Here is a 17,326-nt window from a genome sequence, read left to right on the forward strand (position 1 = left end):
GACTCCATCCTGGAGACCGGCCTGGAGGCGTGGAAGCGCGTCCAGGAGGTCAACCTCACCTCCGTCTACCTGTGCTGCAAGGCCGCCATCCCCTACATGCGCCGCCAGGGCAGGGGCTCCATCATCAACACCGCGTCCTTCGTGGCCCGCATGGGCGCGGCCACCTCGCAGATCTCCTACACCGCGTCCAAGGGCGGCGTGCTCGCCATGTCCCGCGAGCTGGGCGTGCAGTTCGCGCGGGAGGGCATCCGCGTGAACGCGCTGTGCCCGGGGCCGGTCAACACCCCGCTGCTGCGGGAGCTGTTCGCCAAGGACCCCGAGCGGGCCGCGCGCCGCCTGGTGCACATCCCGCTCGGGCGGTTCGCCGAGGCCGACGAGATCGCCGCCGCCGTCGCCTTCCTCGCCAGCGACGACTCCTCCTTCGTCAACGCCACCGACTTCCTGGTGGACGGCGGCATCTCGGGGGCGTACGTGACACCGCTGTAGCGACCCCCGGGGTCCTAGAGGAAGGTGTGGCCCTCGCCGCGGTACGTCGGGACAGTGGCCGTCACACGGTCCCCCTCGACCAGGTGCAGCGCGTCGAACCGCTCGCACAGCTCGCCGGCCTTCGCGTGCCGGAACCACACCTTGTCGCCGATCAGCAGATCGTCGGCCGGCGAGCCGAGCAGCGGGGTCTGCACCTCGCCGGGGCCCTCCTGGGGGTCGTAGCGCAGCCCCTCGGGCAGGTACGGCACCGGCAGCCGGTCCTGGCCGGCCGCGCCGGAGGCCGGGTAGCCGCCGCCGAGGACGGTCACCACCCCGACACCGGGCCGCCGCACCACCGGCACGGCGAACAGGGCGGCCGGACGGCCCCGGAACGACGTGTAGTTGTCGAACAGCCGCGGGACGTACAGCCCCGAGCCCGCAGCGATCTCCGTCACGGCGTCCTCCGCGGCCGTGTGCTGGACGCTGCCCGTGCCGCCGCCGTTGACGAACTCCAGGTCCGGCGCCACCGCACGGACCGCCCGCACCACGGCCGCGCGGCGCTCGGCCAGTTCCTTGCGCGCGGCCGCCTGCATCAGCCGGATCGCCCGCGAGCGCAGCGGCCGACCGGCCACCGCGTCGCCCACGCCCGCGACATGGCCCTCGTACGCCATGATCCCCACCAGCCGGAACCCCGGCCGCCGGGCCACGGTACGGGCCATCTCGGCGACCTGGGCGGGGGAGTGCAGCGGCGAGCGGCGCGCGCCGACCCGCACCCGGCCGCCCAGCAGTTTCAGCGAGGTGTCCAACTCCAGGCAGACGCGCACCACTTCACGGCCGCCGCCGCGCGAGGCGTCGATCAGGTCGAGCTGCGCCGGGTCGTCGGCCATGACGGTCACGGCGGCGGCGAGCTTGGGGTCGGCGGCGAGTTCGGCGAAGGCGGCGCGGTCGGCGGACGGGTACGCGAGGAGCACGTCGTCGAATCCGGAGCGGGCCAGCCACAGCGACTCGGCCATGGTGAACGACATGATCCCCGCGAAGCCGTCCCGGGCGAGGACGCGTTCCAGCAGGGCGCGGCAGCGTACGGACTTGCTGGCGACCCGGACCGGCTTGCCGCCGGCCCGGCGGACGAGGTCGTCGGCGTTGGCGTCGAAGGCGTCCAGATCGACGATCGCGACGGGGGCGTCGAGATGCGCGGTGGCCCGGTCGTAACGGGCCCGGTCGGCGGCGAGCGCGGTCATGGACGAAGCCTGCCAGACGCGATTACCGCAGGGTAGGGGGACGTTCCGGGCAGATGCCCCGCCCTCGCGGACCAGTTCCCTCAGGGGCCCGGGCAACCCGTAGAGTGACGCGCACGGACCGCGCGACGAACGGCGGAACGATTCCGGCCGCGTCGTTGAGCCGGGATGGCAGTTCGCTCGTACGGGTATGCGTGCCCGGTGACGAGCAGTCCGCGCCGGGCGGGGCAACGAGGACGGCCGCCCACGGGAAACGGCCCGGGCACGAGGAAACGGGGGGTGCATGAGCACGGAAGCGCGCCACGCCCCCGTCCCACCCCGGCCCCCACACCCCCCGCACAACCCCCACCATTCCCCGGCCAGGCCCGGGGGACCTGCGTCGCCCGATGACACGAACAGTGCCGGCGGTGCCGGCGGTGCCGGTGGTGCCGGTGGTCCGGGCGGTGCCGGTGCGGCGAACGGCACCGGTGAGCGCCCGGGCGCGGCCGCGCCCTCCGCCCCGCTGCGCGGGCCGGGCCGCCACGACTTCCGCCGTACGGGCCTCTCGACCTCGACCACGCCGCCGGCACATGGCACCACGGCCCCACCACCCCCGGCCTCGGCCCGCTTCCCGGACAGCCCGCCACCCCCGGCCCCGGCCCCGGCCCGCTTCCCGGACAGCCCACCGCCGCGCGGCACCACCGGCTCCGGCACATCCGGCCGGAACACCGACCCGGGCGTGGGCAACACCGGGCGGGACGGCGGTGGTGGCGCGGGTGGGACCGGGCAGCACACCGCGTCCCACGCCGGGCCCGGCACCGTGCCGCCGCGCCCTGCGGCCGGAAGGCCGGCACCGCCGACCCACAGTCCGGACGTGCCGTCCGAGGCGTCCTCGGTCCCTCGGCCCTTCGTGCCGTCCGGGGCGGCCGAGGCGCCGGGGGCCGGGGAGAGCACCGCGCGGTTGCGGGTCGTTCCCGGGCGGGGAACGCCGCCGCGGCCGGTGGAGGGATCCTTGTCGCCGGACCCGGCGTTCTCCTGGAGCGCGCCCTTGGGCACGTTCGGCGGCGGCGTACGGCCCGTCGTGGCACTGGGCGAACCCGAGGGGTACGACGAGCACGGGCGGGCCCGGCCCCTGGGCGGGCGGCTGCGCACCCGCACCGCCGTCGCCGTGGCCTGCGTGGTACTCGGCGCGGGCCTCATCGGCGGTGCCGTGACCGGCAGTTGGCTCACCGGCGGCGAAGGGAGCCCCGGCGCACCCGGTGGCTTCGCGGCCGCGAGCACCCTCTGGCACAGCGTCCCCGTCGACCAGCTCTTCCCGCCCACCGTCCAGGGCACCGGCGCCGGCCCCGGCGGAGCCGACCGCACCTGGACGCGCATCGCCGTCGCACCCGACAGCGGCTGCGCGGGCGCCTTCGACCCGCTGCTGCGCAAGGCGCTCGCCCCCGTGGGCTGCGCCCGCCTGCTGCGCGCCACCTACACCGACGCCACCCAGAGCTACGTCACCACCGTCGGCCTGCTCTTCACCAAGGCCGACGCACCCGCCATGAGCGCCCTCGCCGCCCGCTTCAAGAGCGAGGGCCTGGACAAGCGCACCGACCTCATGCCGCGCCCCTACGCCGCCAAGGGCACCGTCGCCGCCGCCTTCGGCGACCGACAGCGCGCCTCCTGGGCCATCCACGTACTGGCCGAGGCCCCCGTGATCGTCTACGCCGTCTCCGGCTGGGCCGACGGCCGCACCGTGGACACCCCGCAGCCCGCCGCCGACGCCCTGCGCGCGGGCGCCACCACGGCCGCCGCCCAGGCGGGCCTGGGCAACGAGGCCCAGGGCCTCGCCGACCGCATCGAACGCGGCCTGCGCAGGAACAACGCCGGTACGGCCACGGAGAAGCCCTCGTGAGCACCGTACGGAAGACCACGCCCGTCACCCGGAGGACCGGCGCGCTGAGCCTGCTGCTGGCCACCTCGCTCGCCCTGGTCCCCGCCACCACCGCACACGCGGACGGCATACGCGCCCAGCAGTGGGCCCTGGACGCCCTGCACACCCAGGAGGCCTGGCGGACCACCAAGGGCAAGGGAGTCACCGTCGCCGTACTGGACACCGGGGTCGAGGCCGACCACCCCGACCTGTCCGGCAACGTCCTGCCCGCCAAGGACATGATCGGCTTCGGCGCACGGCCCGGCGACCGGAACTGGGCCCGCCACGGCACCGCCATGGCCGGCATCATCGCCGGTCACGGCCATGGCGCCGGGGACTCCGACGGAGTCATGGGCATCGCCCCGGAGGCGAGGATCCTGCCCGTGCGGGTGATCCTGGAGGACGGCGACCCGGCCCGCGCCCGCGCCCGCACCACCCGCGGCAACGCCCTCGCCGACGGCATCCGCTGGGCCGCCGACCACGGCGCCGACGTCATCAACCTCTCCCTCGGCGACGACTCCGCCTCCGCGCACCCCGAACCCACGGAGGACGAGGCCGTCCAGTACGCCCTGCGCAAGGGCGTGGTCGTCGTCGCCTCGGCCGGCAACGGCGGCGAGAAGGGCGACCACATCTCCTACCCCGCCGCCTACCCGGGTGTGATCGCCGCGACCGCCGTCGACCGCTACGGCACCCGCGCCGCGTTCTCCACCCGCCGCTGGTACGCCACGATCAGCGCGCCCGGCGTCGACGTCGTCATCGCCGACCCCGACCACAAGTACTACGAGGGCTGGGGCACGAGCGCGGCCTCCGCCTTCGTCTCCGGAGTGGTCGCCCTGGTCAAGTCGGCCCACCCGGGACTGACCCCGGCGCAGGTCAAGAAGCTCCTGGAGGACACCGCCCGCAACGCACCCGTCGACGGCCACGACGACTCCCGCGGCTTCGGCTTCGTCGACCCGGTGGCCGCCATACGCGCGGCGGCCCGCCTCCAGCCGCGGAACCTGCGTCCGGCGGCGTACGGCGACAAGTACTTCGGCCCGGGCCCCGACGCCGCCGAGCCGGGCGACGGCCCCGCCGACTGGGCGGGCCCCCTCGCGGGCGGCGCCGGCGGCGTACTGCTGGTCGCCGCGATCGTCCTGTGGCGCGGCCGCCGCGAACGCGACGACGAGGCAGGCGCCGGGGCCGCCTTCCGGCCGTGGACGAGGTGAGACGGCCGCGATAGCGCGGTCGTCCCGTCGCGCGGAAAGAGGTCGTCCCGTCGCACCGGACGCGGTCAGCCCGCCCTGCCGATGGCCGACACCGCCGCCCGCGCCGCCGCCTCCACCAGCGCGACGCCCTTCTCCTTTGTGGCGCTGCCGTTGGAGAGCGCGGCCACCAAGTAACCGGTGCCGCCGGACGTCACGCGACCGATGCTGTTCACGTCCCACAGACCGGTCGTGCCGCGGGCCAGCCAGCCGTTCTTCAGCGCCCACGCCGAGCCGTCGGCGGCGGCCGACACGCCCCAGTCCTGACCCTCGGCGATCCGTCCCATCAGGCCCTGCACATACGCCCGTGAGGCCGCGCTCAGCTCACTCGGCCCGCTCGGCCCGCTCGACCCGTGCGACCCCGAGCCGTAGCCGAAGACCTGCCGCAGCAGGGTGAGTTGGTCGGCCGCCGTGGTCTGCGTCAGCCCCCACAGAGTGCCCTCGCCACCCGTGGTGTCCGTCAGCCCGAGACGCCGGTTCGCCGCGTCCAGGCCACCGGCCCGCCCGATGGCCCGCCACAGGGCGGAGGCCGAGTCGTTGTCGCTGTTCTCGATCATCGCGGTGGCGTACGTCTGCTCCTGGGCGGTCAGCCACCGCCCCGCGTCCTGCGCCTGCAGCAGCAGCGCCGCCAGGATGTCGACCTTCACGATGCTCGCCGTGTCGAACGCGCCGGTGCCGTACACCGCGCTGTGCCCCGAGCCCAGGTCGAGCACCGCCACCGAGACGGCGGCGCCCTCGGCCACCGTCACCGACCGCATCGCGGCGGCCGGCAGCGCCGTACGGTCCGCGGCCGTCTCCGTCCCCGTCACCGCCTCCACCGATCCCTTCCGCTGTTCTCCGCCAACGACGCCGACGCCGACGGTGATGCCGACGACGATACGGCGGTGGCCGGCCCGCCGGAGCGGGCCCGGATCCTCAGGGGGCCCTGAGGAGACCTTGAGGGAGCCGCCCCGGATAGGGTCGGGCACCGTGGCGAACATGAACATTCCCGACCCCGGCTACTCCGACGACGACGGCTCCGCCGACCCCCGGCTGAGCGCCGCGCTCGCCGCCTGGGCCGAGGACCGCACCGCCCTGGGACCGGTGCTGGAGGCCCTCGAGGGCGCCCGGCTGCTCGTGCCCGTCGTGGCCGTGCTCGGCGAGGTCGAGGAGGACGAGAACCGGCTGCGCCGCGAGAAGACCAGCGAGATGGCCGTGCCCACCCTGAAGGCCGGCGGCCGCACGGCCCTGCCCGCCTTCACCTCCACCGACTCGCTCGCCCGCTGGGACCCGGGGGCCCGCCCCGTCGCCGTACCCCTGCACCAGGCGCTGCGGGCCGCCGCGCACGAGAAGGCGGACACCGTGGTGCTGGACGTGGCCGGACCGGTGCCGTTCGAGCTGTCCGGAGCGGCCCTGCTCGCGCTCGCCGAGGGCCGCACCAGCACCGACCCGCTCGCCGACCCGGCCGTGCGCGAGGCCGTGCGCGAGGCGGTGGCCGCCGAACCGGCCGTGCTGCGCGCCCACCTCGGGCCGGGGCAGGCCGACGGCACCCTCGCCCTGGTCCTGGACCCGTCCGCCGCCATGGCCCCGGCCGAGGCCGCCCGCGCCGTCGCCGGGCGCCTGGCGGCCAGCGACACACTGAGGGCCCGCCTGGTGCGCGGCCTCGACCTGGCACTGCTGCCGGCCGGGGCGACGCCGCCGGGCGAGCCCTTGTACGTGAAGGAGTGACGGGGGGACGCGGGAAGGAGTGACGGGGCGGGGGCCCGCGCCGGTCAGCCGTAGATCGGGCCGGTGTACTTCTCGCCGGGGCCCTGGCCCGGCTCGTCCGGCACGACCGACGCCTCGCGGAAGGCGAGCTGCAGCGACTTCAGCCCGTCGCGCAGCGGCGCGGCGTGGAAGGAGCTGATTTCGGTCGCGCTCGCGTCCAGCAGGCCGGCGAGCGCGGTCACCAGCTTGCGGGCCTCGTCCAGGTCCTTGTACTTGTCGCCCTCCTCCGTCAGGCCGAGCTTCACGGCGGCGGCGCTCATCAGGTTGACGGCGACCGTCACGATCACCTCGACGGCGGGGACCTCGGCGATGTCGCGGGCCATCGCGTCGAAGTCGGGGCTCTCAGGAGGGGTCTCACTCATGCCCACACGATATGCCGTGCTCCGGTACGGCCTGCGATTGGTCGTTGTCAAGCGATCCTGCTAACCTGGTGGACGACCGGCCGGACACCCCCTGGTGCTCGGCCCACAAGTGGAGGCTCCGAACTCCCACCCGACCGCCCTTCAGGACGGCGGGTCAACCCCGGTCAGACGGCAGCCGTCGCCCCGAGCGAGGAAGCCGTCCGAAAGTGCGCCCCGTGGCATCGCGGCGGTCGCTCCGGTAGTGCGAGGAGCCCGCGTGTGATCGTCCGGGGCATTTTTTCTGCTTCGGCGCGGTCAGGTCAGTCTTGCAAAGACGTACGCGGCTGTCCGCCAGGCGGCCGCATGGTGCTACCGAGGAGGATCCATCAGCGCCGAGCCCCGCATCAACGACCGGATTCGCGTTCCCGAGGTGCGACTTGTCGGTCCCAGTGGCGAGCAGGTCGGCATCGTGCCGCTCGCGAAGGCACTGGAGCTTGCGCAGGAGTACGACCTGGACCTGGTCGAGGTCGCGGCGAACGCCCGTCCGCCCGTGTGCAAGCTCATGGACTACGGGAAGTTCAAGTACGAGTCGGCCATGAAGGCCCGTGAGGCGCGCAAGAACCAGGCGCACACGGTCATCAAGGAGATGAAGCTCCGGCCGAAGATCGACCCGCACGACTACGACACCAAGAAGGGTCACGTCGTCCGGTTCCTCAAGCAGGGCGACAAGGTCAAGATCACGATCATGTTCCGTGGTCGCGAGCAGTCCCGGCCCGAGCTGGGCTACCGGCTGCTGCAGCGGCTCGCGGAGGACGTCCAGGACCTCGGTTTCGTGGAGTCGAACCCGAAGCAGGACGGCCGCAACATGATCATGGTTCTCGGTCCGCACAAGAAGAAGACCGAGGCGATGGCCGAGGCCCGCCAGGCGCAGGAGGCCCGCAAGGCGTCCGCGAAGGCCAACCCCGGTCGCTCGCAGAACCCTGCCGATGCCGACGCCGAGGTAGACGCCGACACCGAGGCCCCGGCCGAGGCGTGATCCCGGGGACACCCGTCCCACCCGATACAAGAGCGACGCTCCACCGTGCCCGGTTCTCGCGACCGGGCACCGGAGCGCCACCCACGAGGAGAGAACGGCGCTATGCCGAAGAACAAGTCGCACAGCGGTGCCAGCAAGCGCTTCAAGGTCACCGGCTCCGGCAAGGTGCTCCGTGAGCGCGCCGGCAAGCGCCACCTGCTCGAGCACAAGTCGTCCCGTCTGACGCGTCGCCTGACCGGCAACGCCGAGATGGCCCCGGGCGACGCCAAGAAGATCAAGAAGCTTCTCGGCAAGTGACGCGGCGGCGCCCGGTCGGCCCCCGACCGCCGCGCGCCGTACGCCAGGACCGGGACCCAATCGTTTCCGGGCCGTGTGAGGACACCCACGGCCCCGCTACAAGGAGTTAACAAGTGGCACGCGTCAAGCGGGCAGTCAACGCCCACAAGAAGCGCCGGGCGATCCTCGAGCAGGCCTCCGGCTACCGCGGTCAGCGTTCGCGCCTGTACCGCAAGGCCAAGGAGCAGGTCACCCACTCGCTGGTCTACAACTACAACGACCGCAAGAAGCGCAAGGGTGACTTCCGCCAGCTGTGGATCCAGCGCATCAACGCCGCTGCCCGCGCCAACGGCATCACCTACAACCGCTTCATCCAGGGCCTGAAGGCCGCCAACGTCGAGGTGGACCGCAAGATCCTCGCCGAGCTGGCCGTCAACGACGCGAACGCGTTCGCCGCGCTCGTCGAGGTCGCCCAGAAGGCTCTGCCGAGCGACGTCAACGCGCCCAAGGCCGCGTGACACCGCGCCCGGCCTGAGCCGACGTGACGATACGGACCCGCGGGTTTCTGCCTGCGGGTCCGTTGCGTTGAACTGGTAACCGAAGGTGAATTGGATGCCCCCTGTGACCCCGGAGCTGATCTCTCCCCGTTCCGCTCGCGTCCTGGCCGCCCGGCGGCTGGCCAGGCGGAACTTCCGGGGCAAGGAACGGCTCTTCCTCGCCGAGGGCCCCCAGGCGGTGCGGGAGGCGGCCGCGCACCGGGCCGCCGGCGGCGACGCCACCCTCGTGGAACTGTTCGCCACGCCCGAGGCCGCCGAGCGGTACGCCGACATCGTGGGCGAGGCGCGCACCGCCGGCGCGCGCGTGCACCTCGCCCCCGAGGACGTCGTAGCCGACATCTCCACCACCGTCACCCCGCAGGGCCTGGTCGGCGTCTGCCGGTTCCTCGACACCCCCTTCGAGGAGATCCTCGGCGCCCGTCCCCGCCTCGTCGCCGTCCTCGCCCACGTCCGCGACCCCGGCAACGCCGGCACCGTCCTGCGCTGCGCCGACGCCGCCGGCGCCGACGCGGTCGTCCTCACCGACGCCTCCGTCGACCTCTACAACCCCAAGGCCGTACGGGCCTCGGTGGGCTCCCTGTTCCACCTGCCCGTCGCCGTCGGCGTCCCCGTCGAGCAGGCGGTCGCCGGGCTCAGGGACGCCGGGGTCCGCCTCCTCGCCGCCGACGGCGCGGGCGAGCAGGACCTCGACGACGAGCTCGACAAGGGCACCATGGGCGGTCCCACCGCCTGGGTGTTCGGCAACGAGGCCTGGGGCCTGCCCGAGGAGACCCGGGCCCTCGCCGACGCCGTCGTACGCGTGCCGATCCACGGAAAGGCCGAGAGCCTGAACCTCGCCACCGCCGCCGCCGTATGTCTCTACGCGTCGGCCCGTGCACAGCGCGCCCCCGGAGGGTGCCGCTCCGTCACCGCGAACTAGTAGGGTGACCAGCTCGGGGGCCCTCTGCGTCGGAAGAGGTGGGGTACGGGGATGGGTGTCGGCACCAGCAGCGCACCGGCGGCACGGGACGCGCACCGCCCGCCCGCGCCCCGGCAGGAGGGCCCCGACGAGCCCGGACCCCACCCCGACGACCTGCCCGACGGGCTGGTGATCGCCGACGAGCACGGCCGGGTCGTCTGCTTCAACGCCGCCGCCGCCCGCATCACCGCCGTCCCCGCCGCCGACGCCCTCGGCCGGCCCCTGGAGCAGGCACTGCCCCTGGAGGACCTGGAGGGCCGGCGCTGGTGGCAGCTCACCGACCCCTACGGCGGTCTCGCCATCCGCGCCGGCCAGCCCGAGCGCAACCTGCTGCTGCCCGGCGGCCGCGAGGTCCTGGTGACCGCCAAGTACGTCCGCGACCGCCCCACCGGACCCGTCCGCCGTGTCGTCGTCTGCCTGCGGGACACCGAGGCCCGCCGCCGCACCGAGCGCAGCCACGCCGAGCTGATCGCCACCGTCGCCCACGAACTGCGCTCCCCGCTCACCTCCGTCAAGGGCTTCACCGCCACCCTGCTCGCCAAGTGGGAGCGGTTCACCGACGACCAGAAGCGGCTGATGCTGGAGACCGTCGACGCCGACGCCGACCGGGTCACCCGGCTCATCGCCGAACTGCTCGACATCTCCCGCATCGACTCCGGCCGCCTCGAGGTGCGCCGCCAGCTCGTCGACATAGGAGCCGCGGTCGGCCGGCACATCCAGGCCTACGTCGCCGCCGGCCAGCCCGCCGACCGCTTCCTGCTGCGCATCGAACAGCCGCTGCCCTCCCTGTGGGCCGACCCGGACAAGATCGACCAGGTGCTGAGCAACCTCATCGAAAATGCCGTGCGGCACGGCGAGGGAACCGTCACCATTGACGTCACGCCCTCGGCGTCGCCCCGCGACGGGGAGGACGCCGGCACGTCGGTCACGGTGAGCGACGAGGGGCCCGGCATCCCGGAGGAGTCCATGAACCGCGTCTTCACCCGCTTCTGGCGGGGCAGCAAGCGCGGCGGCACCGGCCTCGGGCTCTACATCGTCAAGGGCATCGTCGAGGCCCACGGCGGCACCATCACGGTCGGACGCGCCGTCGGCGGCGGCGCCCGGTTCCGATTTACCCTGCCCGTGGGCACCCCGGCACATCTGCTCTAGTGTGCCGGCCGGCACCGGCTCCGGGACCCACGGGCGCATCCGCTTTGCCCAGCCCCGTTAGACTCGGCCCTTGGCACCTTTGTGTCCCACCACTGGAGACGGAAACGTCCACGAGTCGGTGATGGGGACTGTCAGCCTGGGGGCACCTCCCAGCGTCAGCTGGGGGACAATCGGAAGCACGGGAAGAGATGTCGGCACCCAATAAGTCGTACGACCCTGTCGAGGTCGAGGCGTTGAAACCGGAACAGATCGAGCGCATGCGGGACGAGGCGCTCGCCGCCTTCGCCGCCGCGGACTCCCTCGACGCGCTCCACGAGGCCAAGGTCGCCCACACCGGCCCCGCCTCCCCGCTGGCCCTCGCCAACCGCGAGATCGGCGCCCTGCCCCCGCACGCCAAGGCCGACGCCGGCAAGCGCGTCGGCATGGCCCGCGGCGCGGTGAACAAGGCGCTCGCCGCCCGCCAGAGCGAGCTGGAGGCCGAGCGGGACGCCCGCGTGCTGGTCGAGGAGGCGGTGGACGTCACGCTGCCCTACGACCGTGTACCGGCCGGCGCCCGGCACCCGCTGACCACCATGATGGAGCGGGTCGCGGACGTCTTCGTCTCCATGGGCTACGAGATCGCCGAAGGCCCCGAGGCCGAGGCCGAGTGGTTCAACTTCGACGCGCTCAACATCGCGCCCGACCACCCCGCCCGCACCATGCAGGACACCTTCTTCGTCGAGGGCGGCAAGGGCGAGGACAGCGGCGTCGTGCTGCGCACCCACACCTCGCCGGTGCAGATCCGCTCCCTGCTCGACCGCGAGCCCCCGGTCTACGTAGTCTGCCCCGGCCGCGTCTACCGCACCGACGAGCTGGACGCCACCCACACCCCGGTCTTCCACCAGATCGAGCTGCTCGCCGTCGACGAGGGCCTGACCATGGCGGACCTCAAGGGCACCCTGGACCACATGGTCCAGTCGCTCTTCGGCGCCGACATGAAGACCCGGCTGCGCCCCAACTACTTCCCCTTCACCGAGCCGTCCGCCGAGATGGACATGCTCTGCTACGTCTGCAAGGGCACCTCCGTCGGCGACCCCGACCGGCCCTGCCGCACCTGCTCGTCCGAGGGCTGGATCGAGCTCGGCGGCTGCGGCATGGTCAACCCCCGGGTGCTCACCGCCTGCGGCGTCGACCCGGAGAAGTACAGCGGATTCGCCTTCGGGTTCGGCATCGAACGGATGCTGATGTTCCGCCACAACGTCGAAGACATGCGAGACATGGTCGAGGGTGACGTCCGGTTCACCCGGCCGTTCGGGATGGAGATCTGATGCGGGTCCCGCTTTCTTGGCTGCGGGAGTACGTCGACCTGCCGGCGACGGAGACCGGGCGCGACGTCCAGGCCAAGCTCATTTCGGCCGGCCTCGAGGTCGAGACCGTCGAGCAGCTCGGCGCCGACCTCAAGGGGCCGCTCGTCGTCGGCCAGGTGCTGACCATCGAGGAACTGGAGGGCTTCAAGAAGCCGATCCGGTTCTGCACCGTCGACGTCGGGCAGGCCAACGGCACCGGCGAGCCGCAGGAGATCGTCTGCGGCGCCCGCAACTTCGCCGTCGGCGACAAGGTCGTCGTGGTCCTGCCGGGCGCCGTGCTGCCCGGCGGCTTCGCGATCGCCGCCCGCAAGACCTACGGCAAGACCTCCCACGGCATGATCTGCTCCAGCGACGAGCTGGGCATGGGCGACGACGGCAGCCACGGCATCATCGTGCTGCCGCCCGAGCACGAGGTCGGCACCGACGCCATCGAGCTGCTCCAGCTCGTCGACGAGGTCCTCGACATCGCCGTCACCCCGGACCGCGGCTACTGCCTCTCCCTGCGCGGAGTGGCCCGCGAGGCCGCCATCGCCTACGGCCGCCCGCTGCTCGACCCGGCCCTGCTGGACGTGCCGGCGCCCAACGCCTTCGGGCACCCGGTGCAGATCGCCGACCCGTTCGGCTGCGACCGCTTCACCGCCCGCACGGTGACCGGGCTCGACCCCGAGGCACGCTCCCCGATCTGGCTCCAGCGCCGCCTGCAGAAGGCCGGCATGCGCCCGATCTCGCTCGCCGTGGACATCACCAACTACGTGATGCTCGAGCTCGGACAGCCGCTGCACGCCTACGACCGCTCCCGGATCGAGGGCGCCATCGGCGTGCGCCGGGCCGAGCGCGGCGAGAAGCTCACCACCCTCGACGGCGCCACCCGCACGCTGTCCACCGATGACCTGGTCATCACCGACGACCGCGGCCCCATCGGCCTCGCGGGCGTCATGGGCGGCGCCCACACCGAGATCGACGACACCGAGGGCACCACCACCGAGGTCGTCATCGAGGCCGCCCACTTCGACCCGGTCTCCATCGCGCGCACCGCCCGCCGGCACAAGCTGTCCTCCGAGGCCTCCCGCCGCTTCGAGCGCGGGGTCGACCCGCAGGCCGCCTCCGCCGCCGCCCAGCGCACCGTCGACCTGCTGGTCCTGCTCGCCGGCGGCACCGCCGACGCCGGGGTCACCGAGGTCGTCGCGCCCTCCGCGCCGCGCACCATCACCATCCCCGCCGACCACCCCGACAAGGTCGCGGGCGTCACCTACGGCCGCGAGACCGTCGTACGGCGACTGCAGCAGATCGGCTGCGACGTCTACGGGCAGGACGAGCTGATCGTCACCGTGCCGTCCTGGCGGCCCGACCTGACCGACCCGAACGACCTGGCCGAAGAGGTCATCCGCCTGGAGGGCTACGAGAACCTGCCCTCCACGCTGCCCCGGCCGCTGCCCGGGCACGGCCTGACCGACCGGCAGCGCCTGCACCGCCGAGTCGGCCGCGCACTGGCCGGCGCCGGGTACGTCGAGGCGCTGAACTACCCGTTCATCGGCGAGGCCGTCCTCGACCAGCTCGGCCTGGACGCCGACGACCCGCGCCGCACGGTCGCCACCCTCGTCAACCCGATCTCCGACGAGGAGCCCGCGCTGCGTACGACGCTGCTGCCGGGCCTGCTCGGCGCGCTGCGCCGCAACGACGGACGTGGCAGCCACGACCTGGCGCTGTTCGAGACCGGCCTGGTCTTCCGGCCCACCGGTCAGGAGGAGATCCCGGCCCGGCTGCCCGCCGACCGCCGGCCCACCGGCGAGGAGCTGGCCGCCCTCGACGCCGCGCTGCCGCATCAGCCCCGCCGGGTCGCCGTCGTCCTCGCCGGCGCCCGCGAGCAGGCCGGCTGGTGGGGCAAGGGCCGCCCGTCCGACTGGGCCGACGCCGTCGAGGCGGCCCGCCTGGTGGCCCGCGAGGCCGGCGTCGAGCCGACCGTGCGCGCCGACCAGCACGCCCCGTGGCATCCCGGCCGGTGCGCCGCGCTGTACGCCGAGGTGGACGGGGTGGAGACCCTCGTCGGGCACGCGGGCGAACTGCACCCGCGCGTGGTCAAGGCGATGCACCTGCCCGAGCGCACCTGCGCGATGGAGGTCGACCTCGACCTGCTCCAGCAGGCCGGCGAGGCCCTGGTGCGGGCGCCGCGGATCTCCACGTTCCCGGTCGCCACGCAGGACGTCGCCCTCGTCGTCGACAAGCCGGTCCCGGCCGCCGAGGTCGAGGCCGCGCTGCGCGAGGGCGCCGGTGAACTCCTGGAGTCCATCCGCCTGTTCGACGTCTACGAGAACGCCGAGCAGCTCGGTGACGGCCGCAAGTCGCTGGCGTACGCGCTGCGCTTCCGCGCCGCCGACCGCACGCTGACGGTCGACGAGGCCACCGCCGCCCGCGAGGCCGCGGTCGCCCTCGCCGCCGAGCGGACGGGCGCGGTACTGCGGGGCTGAGAGCGGCACACCAGGGGCGGGCCCGGGCGCACCGGACCCGCCCCTCCCGTGTGACCTGCATAAATGCGCCCCCGACCGCTCTCACTCGTTCGAGTGAGAGCAGCCAGTGATGCCACCCCGGGCCCACCCCCGCCCGACAGAATCGGACCGGCCTTAAGGGCCTGTCCGGCGGATCATGCCGCAGACGCGGGGTCCGGCACGCCCATCCGCGGCGTTGTCGTCGGTTGCCGGCGCTCCGCGTCGGCGCCCTCCTCCGCCTTGCGCCTGAACGCACCAGACCCCGCTCACGCGGGTGACCGGGTGCCGGCGCTTCCTGCGACCTGATCCGCCGGACAGGCCCAGGGCCGGTCCGCGCTGTCAGCGCCTCTTGGGGGGCCAAGGTCATGATCCGCATCAGGGCTGGGTCCGCGCGCAGGATGCGGTCGGGCGCCGTGTTCCTGGCCGTGGGCACCGGTCTCTTCCTCAGGGCCCGCCGGACACTCCTGCGCGAGCTGCGGCAGGCGCGCGCGGTGGCGGGGGCCGCGCAGAGCGTGCTGCTGCGGCCGCTCCCGGCGAGCGTCGCCGGGTTCGGCCTCGCGGCGGCCCAGCTCTCCGCCGACCCGGGCGCGGCCGTCGGCGGCGACCTGTACGAGGTGATGGCCACCGAGCACGGCGTGCGCGTGGTCATGGGCGACGTCCGGGGGCACGGCCTGGCCGCCCTCGGAACCGTGGCCGCCGTACTCGGCAGCTTCCGCGAGGCCGCCCACGACGAGGCCGAACTCGCGGGCGTGCTGCGCCGGCTGGACCGTGCGCTCGCCCGCCACCTGCGCGGCAGGGAACCCGGCCACCCGGTCGCCGAGGACTTCGTCACCGTGCTGCTCCTGCAGATCACCGACGACGGCGCGCTGCACGCGCTGAACTGCGGTCACCCATGGCCGTACATACTGAACACACGCGGCGCCGAACACCTGCTGTCCACCGATGTGCTGCCCCCGCTGGGCCCGTTCCCGCTGCCGGCGGACCTGACGGCCGTGCCCGGCGGCCGCCTGCGGCCCGGCGAGTCGCTGGTCCTCTACACGGACGGAGTGGCCGACGCCCGGGACGCCGACGGCAGCTTCTTCCCCCTGCCGGCGGTCCTGTCCGAGTCCACCCGGGACGGCCCCGTCTCCCCCCAGACGATCCTGCGCACGGTGTTCACCCGCCTCCTCCACCACACCGGGGCCCGCCCCCGGGACGACGCGGCGATCCTGGTCCTGGCCAACCCGGGCCACTGCTCGGCCCGGCCCACCTCGAGAAGGGGCGCGGGGAACTGCGCGACAAGCCCCCGCCCGCCCGTGGACGGCTGACAACCGCGAGCCCCACCCCACTGGCCGGCCGGAAAGACCGGCGGACGCCGCCCGCTCCGCCACGGAGTGTCGGGCAGGCGGCGGAACGGACGGCGCGGAAGCGGGCCGCCGCACTGTACGAGGGGGAGCCGGCGGCCCGGCCGGCCTCTGACGAGGCAGTTCAGTCAACCGGTTGCGAACTCTCCGCAACAGCGCGCACACCGTGCGAATTCGCGTACTCCGTTCACACCCCGTGTGAACCGCGCGGCACTACGCTGTGCCGCACTCAGCCACCGGGGGCCCGACATGCAGCCCAACACCCTGCTCGACGCGATCCTCGACGAGGCCGGGATCTCCCACGCGGGCCTCGCCGCGCACGTCAACCAGGCCGGCCGGGCGCGCGGACTCGCGCTCCGGTACGAACACACCGCCGTGGCCCGCTGGCTGAAGGGCCAGCGGCCGCGCGGCCAGGTGCCCGACCTGATCTGCGAGGTGCTCGCCACCCGCCTGCACCGGCCGGTCACCCTCGACGACATCGGCCTGGGCGTGCCCGGCGAGCCCTCCGCTCCGCACGGCACCACCCTGTCCGGCTTCGTCGAGCGCGCCACCGCCCTGTGGCGCTCCGACGAGCAGCAGCGCCCGCACATCCTGGGCGCCCCCGCGGTGACCGGCACGCCCGCCGTGATGCCCGTGTGGGAGTGGGAGAACCCGCCCGAGGACGTGGACGTCTCCCGCGGCGGCCGGCACCGGGTCACGACCGCCGACATCGAGATGCTGCGCGCGGCCCGCACCCACTACGAGCAGATGTACCGCAAGGCCGGCGGCATCGCGACCCGCAGCCGCGTCGTCGGCTTCCTCAACGCCGAGGCCGCGCCGCTGCTGCGGGGCAGCTACACCGACGCCACCGGCCGCCAACTGCACCGCGCCACCGGCGGACTCGTCGCCATCGCCGGCATCTGCGCCTACGACTCCGACGCGCACGGCCTCGCCCAGCGCTACTTCCACCAGGCGCTCAGGCTGGCAAAGGCCAGCGGGGACCGGGGACTTGGGGCGTACGTGATAGCGCTGCTGGTCAACCAGTCGCTGTTCATGCGGGAGTACCGGCAGGCCGTCGCCTTCGCCGAGGCCGCGCTGCGCGCCGCCGGCAAGCACATCACCCCCGCGCTCGCCTCCGACCTGTACGCGATGCAGGCCAAGGCGTACGCCCACCTCGGCGACGGCACGAGCGCGCTGTCCTGCATCCGCCGCGCCGAGCAGGCCGCCGAACGCATCCGGCGCGGATACGAGCCCGACGAGACCGGCTATGTCCAGCC

The 17,326-nt window shown here is 73.8% G+C and carries 15 protein-coding genes and 1 pseudogene; 13 read left to right on the top strand and 3 right to left on the bottom strand.

Translation table 11 applies throughout. From position 1 onward, the window contains the following. A partial coding sequence (locus IE249_RS38075; RefSeq protein ID WP_229858972.1) for an SDR family oxidoreductase occupies positions 1–486 on the top strand: 486 nt, incomplete at its 5' end. Between the two features lie 14 nt (positions 487–500). Here IE249_RS38075 and IE249_RS21955 read toward each other — a convergent pair. Continuing rightward, complete coding sequence (locus IE249_RS21955; protein ID WP_189707091.1) at positions 501–1,703, bottom strand: amino acid deaminase/aldolase; 1,203 nt, start codon at positions 1,701–1,703, stop codon at positions 501–503. A 988-nt stretch (positions 1,704–2,691) separates the two neighbouring features. On the opposite strand from IE249_RS21955, the gene IE249_RS21960 reads away from it, so the two are divergent. After that, positions 2,692–3,576 (top strand): hypothetical protein, encoded by an 885-nt coding sequence (locus IE249_RS21960; protein WP_229858975.1) that lies wholly within the window; start codon positions 2,692–2,694, stop codon positions 3,574–3,576. Next, positions 3,573–4,799 (top strand): type VII secretion-associated serine protease mycosin, encoded by a 1,227-nt coding sequence (gene mycP, locus IE249_RS21965; RefSeq protein ID WP_189707093.1) that lies wholly within the window; start codon positions 3,573–3,575, stop codon positions 4,797–4,799. The genes IE249_RS21960 and mycP overlap by 4 nt, the downstream gene beginning before the upstream one ends. 65 nt (positions 4,800–4,864) lie before the next feature. Here the strand turns inward: mycP and IE249_RS21970 are convergent, their stop codons facing one another. Continuing rightward, positions 4,865–5,593, bottom strand: coding sequence for a serine hydrolase (locus IE249_RS21970; RefSeq protein ID WP_189707294.1), 729 nt, complete (start codon positions 5,591–5,593; stop codon positions 4,865–4,867). A gap of 211 nt (positions 5,594–5,804) precedes the next feature. Here IE249_RS21970 and IE249_RS21975 point away from each other — a divergent pair, with 211 nt between their 5' ends. After that, positions 5,805–6,542, top strand: a complete 738-nt coding sequence (locus IE249_RS21975; protein WP_189707095.1) for an SseB family protein — start codon at positions 5,805–5,807, stop codon at positions 6,540–6,542. 44 nt (positions 6,543–6,586) lie between these two features. Here the strand turns inward: IE249_RS21975 and IE249_RS21980 are convergent, their stop codons facing one another. Beyond that, positions 6,587–6,943: a DUF1844 domain-containing protein gene (locus tag IE249_RS21980; protein ID WP_189707097.1), complete on the bottom strand. Its 357-nt coding sequence runs from the start codon at positions 6,941–6,943 to the stop codon at positions 6,587–6,589. 364 nt (positions 6,944–7,307) lie between these two features. Between IE249_RS21980 and infC the strand changes: the two genes are divergently transcribed. From infC to IE249_RS22025, 9 genes and pseudogenes are all read left to right on the top strand, one after another. Beyond that, a complete protein-coding gene (gene infC, locus IE249_RS21985) occupies positions 7,308–7,958 on the top strand; it encodes a translation initiation factor IF-3 (protein ID WP_189707295.1) in 651 nt (216 codons plus the stop codon). Positions 7,959–8,060: 102 nt separating this feature from the next. Beyond that, entirely contained in the window at positions 8,061–8,255 is a 195-nt protein-coding gene (gene rpmI, locus IE249_RS21990) for a 50S ribosomal protein L35 (RefSeq protein ID WP_007829094.1), read from the top strand. Positions 8,256–8,368: 113 nt separating this feature from the next. Beyond that, the gene (gene rplT / locus IE249_RS21995) at positions 8,369–8,752 is read left to right on the top strand and encodes a 50S ribosomal protein L20 (RefSeq protein ID WP_006141703.1); all 384 of its coding nucleotides are present in this window, start codon (positions 8,369–8,371) and stop codon (positions 8,750–8,752) included. A 94-nt stretch (positions 8,753–8,846) separates the two neighbouring features. Beyond that, on the top strand, positions 8,847–9,710 hold the full coding sequence (locus IE249_RS22000) for a TrmH family RNA methyltransferase (protein WP_189707099.1): 864 nt from the start codon (positions 8,847–8,849) through the stop codon (positions 9,708–9,710). 51 nt (positions 9,711–9,761) lie between these two features. After that, positions 9,762–10,898, top strand: a complete 1,137-nt coding sequence (locus tag IE249_RS22005) for a sensor histidine kinase (RefSeq protein WP_189707101.1) — start codon at positions 9,762–9,764, stop codon at positions 10,896–10,898. Positions 10,899–11,086: 188 nt separating this feature from the next. Continuing rightward, positions 11,087–12,205: a phenylalanine--tRNA ligase subunit alpha gene (pheS, locus tag IE249_RS22010; RefSeq protein ID WP_189707103.1), complete on the top strand. Its 1,119-nt coding sequence runs from the start codon at positions 11,087–11,089 to the stop codon at positions 12,203–12,205. Further along, complete coding sequence (pheT, locus tag IE249_RS22015; RefSeq protein ID WP_189707105.1) at positions 12,205–14,709, top strand: phenylalanine--tRNA ligase subunit beta; 2,505 nt, start codon at positions 12,205–12,207, stop codon at positions 14,707–14,709. Before pheS ends, pheT begins: the two co-directional genes overlap by 1 nt. Before the next feature lie 383 nt (positions 14,710–15,092). Next, positions 15,093–16,034, top strand: a complete 942-nt coding sequence (locus IE249_RS22020; RefSeq protein WP_229858977.1) for a PP2C family protein-serine/threonine phosphatase — start codon at positions 15,093–15,095, stop codon at positions 16,032–16,034. Positions 16,035–16,319: 285 nt separating this feature from the next. After that, positions 16,320–17,326, top strand: a pseudogene (locus IE249_RS22025) (NsdA family TPR-like regulatory protein); the annotation flags it as partial.

Source organism: Streptomyces anandii JCM 4720, from assembly GCF_014650655.1.
GTDB lineage: Bacteria > Actinomycetota > Actinomycetes > Streptomycetales > Streptomycetaceae > Streptomyces > Streptomyces anandii.

Bases quoted from the DNA above. Each gene is read 5' to 3' on its own strand.
- IE249_RS21955 (WP_189707091.1), bottom strand. From the start codon at position 1,703: ATGACCGCGCTCGCCGCCGACCGGGCCCGTTACGACCGGGCCACCGCG.
- IE249_RS21970 (WP_189707294.1), bottom strand. From the start codon at position 5,593: ATGCGGTCGGTGACGGTGGCCGAGGGCGCCGCCGTCTCGGTGGCGGTG.
- IE249_RS21980 (WP_189707097.1), bottom strand. From the start codon at position 6,943: ATGAGTGAGACCCCTCCTGAGAGCCCCGACTTCGACGCGATGGCCCGC.
- rpmI (WP_007829094.1), top strand. From the start codon at position 8,061: ATGCCGAAGAACAAGTCGCACAGCGGTGCCAGCAAGCGCTTCAAGGTC.
- IE249_RS22000 (WP_189707099.1), top strand. From the start codon at position 8,847: ATGCCCCCTGTGACCCCGGAGCTGATCTCTCCCCGTTCCGCTCGCGTC.
- IE249_RS22005 (WP_189707101.1), top strand. From the start codon at position 9,762: ATGGGTGTCGGCACCAGCAGCGCACCGGCGGCACGGGACGCGCACCGC.
- pheS (WP_189707103.1), top strand. From the start codon at position 11,087: ATGTCGGCACCCAATAAGTCGTACGACCCTGTCGAGGTCGAGGCGTTG.
- pheT (WP_189707105.1), top strand. From the start codon at position 12,205: ATGCGGGTCCCGCTTTCTTGGCTGCGGGAGTACGTCGACCTGCCGGCG.
- IE249_RS22020 (WP_229858977.1), top strand. From the start codon at position 15,093: ATGATCCGCATCAGGGCTGGGTCCGCGCGCAGGATGCGGTCGGGCGCC.